We start from the raw sequence: 4,672 nt of genomic DNA, 5'->3' as shown, positions 1-4,672 counted from the left end.
GGCCTTGATGTGCGCGCCCTCCGGGCCGTTCGGCGGCACCAGCGCGACGTACTTCTCGCCGAACAGCGTCTTCGGCAGGATCCGGGCGCTGACCGCGGCGGAGATCTCGTCCACCTGGTCCGGCTTCAGCGCCAGGTCGACGGTCGCCTCGTCGCCGTTCGTGGAGACCTTGCGGACCTCGCCGACGATGATCCCACGCAGCTTCACGTCCGCGTGCTGGTTCAGCTGCAGGCCGATGTGGCTCGTCTTCAGCTCGACGTTCACGGTCTTGGTGAACACCTTGGCGTAGAACGCGTACGTCAGCCAGAGCAGGAAGACCAGTACGCCGATGAACGCGACGCCCAGCACCTTGTGCGAGATCAACCTGGTCATCCGGCCAACCTCACCGTGGTCGTCGTACCCCAGATGGCCATCGACAGCAGCAGGTCGACCACGTTGATCACGACGATCGACGTACGCACGGCCCGCCCGACCGCGACGCCGACGCCCGCCGGGCCACCGGTCGCGTGGTACCCGTGGTAGCAGTGCACCAGGATCACCAGCACCGAGAACACCAGCACCTTGCCGAACGACCAGAGCACGTCCCCGGGTGGTAGGAACAGGTGGAAGTAATGGTCGTACGTGCCGGTGCTCTGCCCGTAGAACGTGGTCACGGTCAGCCGGGTGGCGAAGTACGACGAGAGCAGGCCGACGACGTACAGCGGGATCACCGCGATCAGCCCGGCGATGATCCGGGTGGTGACCAGGAACGGCAGCGACGGGATCGCCATCACCTCGAGGGCGTCGATCTCCTCGCTGATCCGCATCGCGCCGAGCTGCGCGGTGAACCCGCAGCCGACGGTGGCGGCGAGCGCGATCCCGGCGATCAGCGGGCCGATCTCCCGGGTGTTGATGTACGCCGACACGAAGCCGGCGAACGCCGACGTACCGATCTGGTTCAGCGCCGAGTAGCCCTGCAGGCCGACCTCGGTTCCGGTGAAGAAGGCCAGGAACGTGATCACGCCGACGGTGCCGCCGATCACCGCCAGCGCACCGGTGCCGAGCGTCACCTCGGCGAGCAGCCGGAAGATCTCCCTGCGGTACCGGGTGACGGACTTCCCGGACCAGGCCAGCGCCTTGATGTAGAACGCGAGCTGCTCGCCGAGATGGTCGAGCGAGTTCAGCGGCTTCTTCACCAGGTTGTCCACCAGGGCCGACACGTCAGGCCCCCTTCGGCGGGACGAGCTGGAAGTAGATCGCGGTCATCGAGAAGTTCGCGACGAACAGCAGCATGAACGTGATCACCACGGACTGGTTCACCGCGTCACCGACGCCCTTCGGGCCACCGCCCGCGTTGACACCCTTGTACGCCGCCACGATCGCGGCGATCGCCCCGAACACCAGCGCCTTCGCCTGGCCCTGCCACAGGTCGGGGAGCTGCGCGAGCGCGGTGAAGCTCGCGATGTAGCTGCCCGGCGTACCGCCCTGCAGGACCACGTTGAAGATGTAGCCGCCCATCACGCCGACCACGCTGACGAACCCGTTCAGGAAGAACGCGACCAGCATCGTGGCCAGCACCCGCGGGACCACGAGGCGCTGGATCGGGTCGATCCCGAGCACCATCATCGCGTCCAGCTCCTCGCGGATCTTCCGGGAGCCGAGGTCCGCGCAGATCGCCGAACCGCCGGCGCCGGCGATCAGCAGCGCGGTCGCGATCGGCGACGCCTCCCGGACCACCGCCAGTACGGCGGCCGAACCGGTGAACGCCTGCGCGCCGAACTGCTTGATCAGCCCACCGACCTGCAGCGCGATCACCGCACCGAACGGGATCGCGACCAGGGCGGTCGGGATGATCGTCACGCTGGCCACGAACCAGGCCTGCTGGAGGAACTCCTTCAGCTGGAACGGCCGCCGGAACATCGCCCGGAAGGTGTCGAGGGCGAAAGCGAACAGCGACCCCGCGTGCTTGAGCGGGGCGGTGGCAGAGACGGTCACCTGGCCCCCACGGTCGAGCTGGCGAACGAACCGGGCGGCGGGGTGACGCCGTTCTCCCGGCACCAGGCGCCCGGCTCACGCTGGGTCGGCCGGAGCATGCCGCTGCTGGGCAGCTGCTGGATCGGGATCGGCGGCAACGGCGGCAGCTCCTGCCCTGCCTCGGCGGCCAGTTCCTCGGCGTCCTTCTCCTCGGACATGCCGATCGGGCCGACCATCTGCGCGTTCAGGAACTGCCGGACCACCGGCTCCTCGCTGGACAGCAGCATCTCCCGCGGACCGAACATGGCCAGGTGCCGGTGGTACAGCATGCCGATGTTGTCCGGGACCGTCCGCGCGGTGTTCACGTCGTGCGTGACGATCAGGAACGTCGGGCTGAACGCCTCGTTCAGGTCGATCATCACCTGGTTCAGGAACGACGTACGGACCGGGTCCAGGCCGGAGTCGGGCTCGTCGACCAGCAGGATCTGCGGGTCCAGCACCAGCGCCCGGGCCAGGCCGGCGCGTTTGCGCATCCCGCCGGAGATCTCGCCGGGCAGCTTCTTCTCCGCGCCGACGAGGCCGACCATCTCCATCTTCTCCATCACGATGGAGCGGATGTCGGACTCGGACTTCTTGGTGTGCTCGCGGAGCGGGAACGCGACGTTGTCGTACAGGTTCATCGAGCCGAACATCGCGCCGTCCTGGAACAGCACCCCGAACAGCCGCCGCACCTCGTACAGCTCGCGCTCGCTGCAGGTCGCGATGTCGGTGCCCTCGATGTACACGTGGCCCTTGTCGGGCTTCAGCAGACCGATCAGCGTCTTCAGGAACACGGACTTGCCGGTGCCGGAAGGGCCGAGCATCACGCAGATCTCGCCGGCCGGCAGAGTCAGGGACACGTCGCCCCAGATCAGCTGGCTGCCGAAGGACTTGGTGAGACCCTCGACGCGGACTTCAACGCCCACCGGCCCTCCTCACGGGATGTCTGCTTGGTCCCCGACGACGGGGGCAGTGGCCTAGGTTACGCACGAGTACGGTTTTGCGTAACCCCTGGAAGTCAAGCGGTTGCGATACTAGCCATCCGAAAATGCAAGAAGGACGGCCCCCGTGCAGGGACCGCCCTTCTCAACACATTCGTTACGCTCCAAAACGGAGGGTAACCGGAGGGCGCCTGGGCACTCCGCGCCGTAGCGAGCAGGTGCTCGGTGCGGTGCATCGGCGTGCGGGGGCGAAGGTCTCGATGCGGAGCATCGTGGCCTTTGCACCCGTGCGGCGAGGTGCCGTGCCGAGTGCCGCGCAGTAGGCGGGGAGTGCCCAGGCGCCCTCCTAGGTCACTTCAGGGTGACGGTGGCGCCGGCGCCCTCGAGGGCCTCCTTGGCCTTCTCCGCGGCAGCCTTGTCGACCTTCTCCAGGATCGGCTTCGGGGCCGACTCGACGAGGTCCTTGGCCTCCTTCAGGCCGAGGCTCGTGAGACCGCGCACCTCCTTGATGACCTGGATCTTCTTGTCGCCGGCCGACTCCAGGACGACGTCGAACTCGTCCTGCTCCGCGGCCTCTTCGGCGGGGGCGCCGGCAGCGGGGACACCCGCGGCGGCAACGGCGACCGGGGCGGCGGCGGTGACGCCGAACTCCTCCTCGAACGCCTTAACGAACTCCGACAGCTCCAGCAGGGTCAGTTCCTTGAACTGGCCGAGGAGCTCTTCGGTGCTGAGCTTCGCCATGATGGCGGTCCTTCCTGAACAAATGTTGCTTGGTGATCACTGATGGGGTGTTGCGTGAGAGCTGCCTCAGCTGTCCGCTGCGGCGGTCTCCTCGGTGCTCGCCTCGGCAGGTGCCTCGACCGTGTCCTGGACCTCGTCCTGGACCGCTGCCGGAGCAGCGTCGGCCGGTAGCTTGTCCTGCAGCGCCGCGAACAGGCGCGCGGCCTGCGACAGCGGAGCAGCGAACAGCGACACCGCTTGCTGCGGGGCCGCCTTCATCGCACCTGCGAGCTTCGCGAGGAGAACCTCACGCGACTCCAGGTCAGCGAGCTTGCTGATCTCGTCAGAGCCGAGTGCCTTACCGTCCAGCACTCCACCCTTGATGACGAGCATTGGGTTCGCCTTGGCGAAGTCCCGCAGACCCTTGGCCGCAACCACCGGGTCGCCCTTGATGAAGGCGATTGCCGAGGGGCCTTCGAGCAGGCTGTCGAACGAGTCGACGCCGGCATCCTTGGCCGCGATCTTGGTCAGCGTGTTCTTCACCACGGCGTAGTTCACGTCGTCACCGAGCGCAACTCGAAGCTGCTTGAGCTGCGCGACGGTGAGACCGCGGTACTCGGTCAGCACGGCGCCGTTGGACTCACGGAACTCGTCCGTCAGTTCCGCGACAGCGGCTGCCTTGTCCGGCCTCGCCATGGGGGTCTCCTTCTATCGGCTTCCACGCCTCGGACCCCTGAAAAGAAGAAACACCCCTGCGCAGGCGCAAGGGTGTGAGACATACAGTGTCACTATCCAAGTCACCTACGCGGGCCGCCCGTCTCTCGACAGGACCTTCAGTCACCCGGAGGTGACGACCAGCGGTCTTCGGCAGTAGACAGTGTGCCTGGTCGACACCTGGTTTATCAAATCCGTTGTGGATGCGGCGGGATCCAGCGGTGCATCGCGGTGGCAGCAGCCCACCCGGTGCACGCCATGATCACGATCGCCGGCGCCAGCCCCAGCACAGCCGTAGCCCCCGC

The 4,672-nt window shown here is 67.1% G+C and carries 6 protein-coding genes; all 6 read right to left on the bottom strand.

All coding sequences use genetic code 11. From position 1 onward, the window contains the following. A partial coding sequence (locus VFF46_RS26670; RefSeq protein WP_325039966.1) for an MlaD family protein occupies positions 1-372 on the bottom strand: 372 nt, incomplete at its 3' end. Then, positions 369-1,199 (bottom strand): ABC transporter permease, encoded by an 831-nt coding sequence (locus VFF46_RS26665; RefSeq protein ID WP_325039965.1) that lies wholly within the window; start codon positions 1,197-1,199, stop codon positions 369-371. The genes VFF46_RS26670 and VFF46_RS26665, both read right to left, overlap by 4 nt. A gap of 1 nt (position 1,200) precedes the next feature. After that, entirely contained in the window at positions 1,201-1,974 is a 774-nt protein-coding gene (locus VFF46_RS26660) for an ABC transporter permease (RefSeq protein ID WP_325039964.1), read from the bottom strand. Beyond that, positions 1,971-2,918 (bottom strand): ABC transporter ATP-binding protein, encoded by a 948-nt coding sequence (locus VFF46_RS26655; protein ID WP_325039963.1) that lies wholly within the window; start codon positions 2,916-2,918, stop codon positions 1,971-1,973. The genes VFF46_RS26660 and VFF46_RS26655 overlap by 4 nt, the downstream gene beginning before the upstream one ends. 366 nt (positions 2,919-3,284) lie before the next feature. Next, positions 3,285-3,674 (bottom strand): 50S ribosomal protein L7/L12, encoded by a 390-nt coding sequence (rplL, locus tag VFF46_RS26650; protein ID WP_325039962.1) that lies wholly within the window; start codon positions 3,672-3,674, stop codon positions 3,285-3,287. Positions 3,675-3,740: 66 nt separating this feature from the next. Further along, positions 3,741-4,349 (bottom strand): 50S ribosomal protein L10, encoded by a 609-nt coding sequence (rplJ, locus tag VFF46_RS26645; protein WP_325039961.1) that lies wholly within the window; start codon positions 4,347-4,349, stop codon positions 3,741-3,743. Between the last annotated feature and the right edge of the window lie 323 nt (positions 4,350-4,672).

Source organism: Kribbella sp. (genome assembly GCF_035655035.1).
GTDB lineage: Bacteria > Actinomycetota > Actinomycetes > Propionibacteriales > Kribbellaceae > Kribbella.
This window is presented reverse-complemented; position numbering and strand designations above follow the sequence as displayed.

Excerpts from the sequence above, each read along its gene's own strand:
- rplL (WP_325039962.1), bottom strand. The coding sequence starts at position 3,674 with ATGGCGAAGCTCAGCACCGAAGAGCTCCTCGGCCAGTTCAAGGAACTG.
- rplJ (WP_325039961.1), bottom strand. The coding sequence starts at position 4,349 with ATGGCGAGGCCGGACAAGGCAGCCGCTGTCGCGGAACTGACGGACGAG.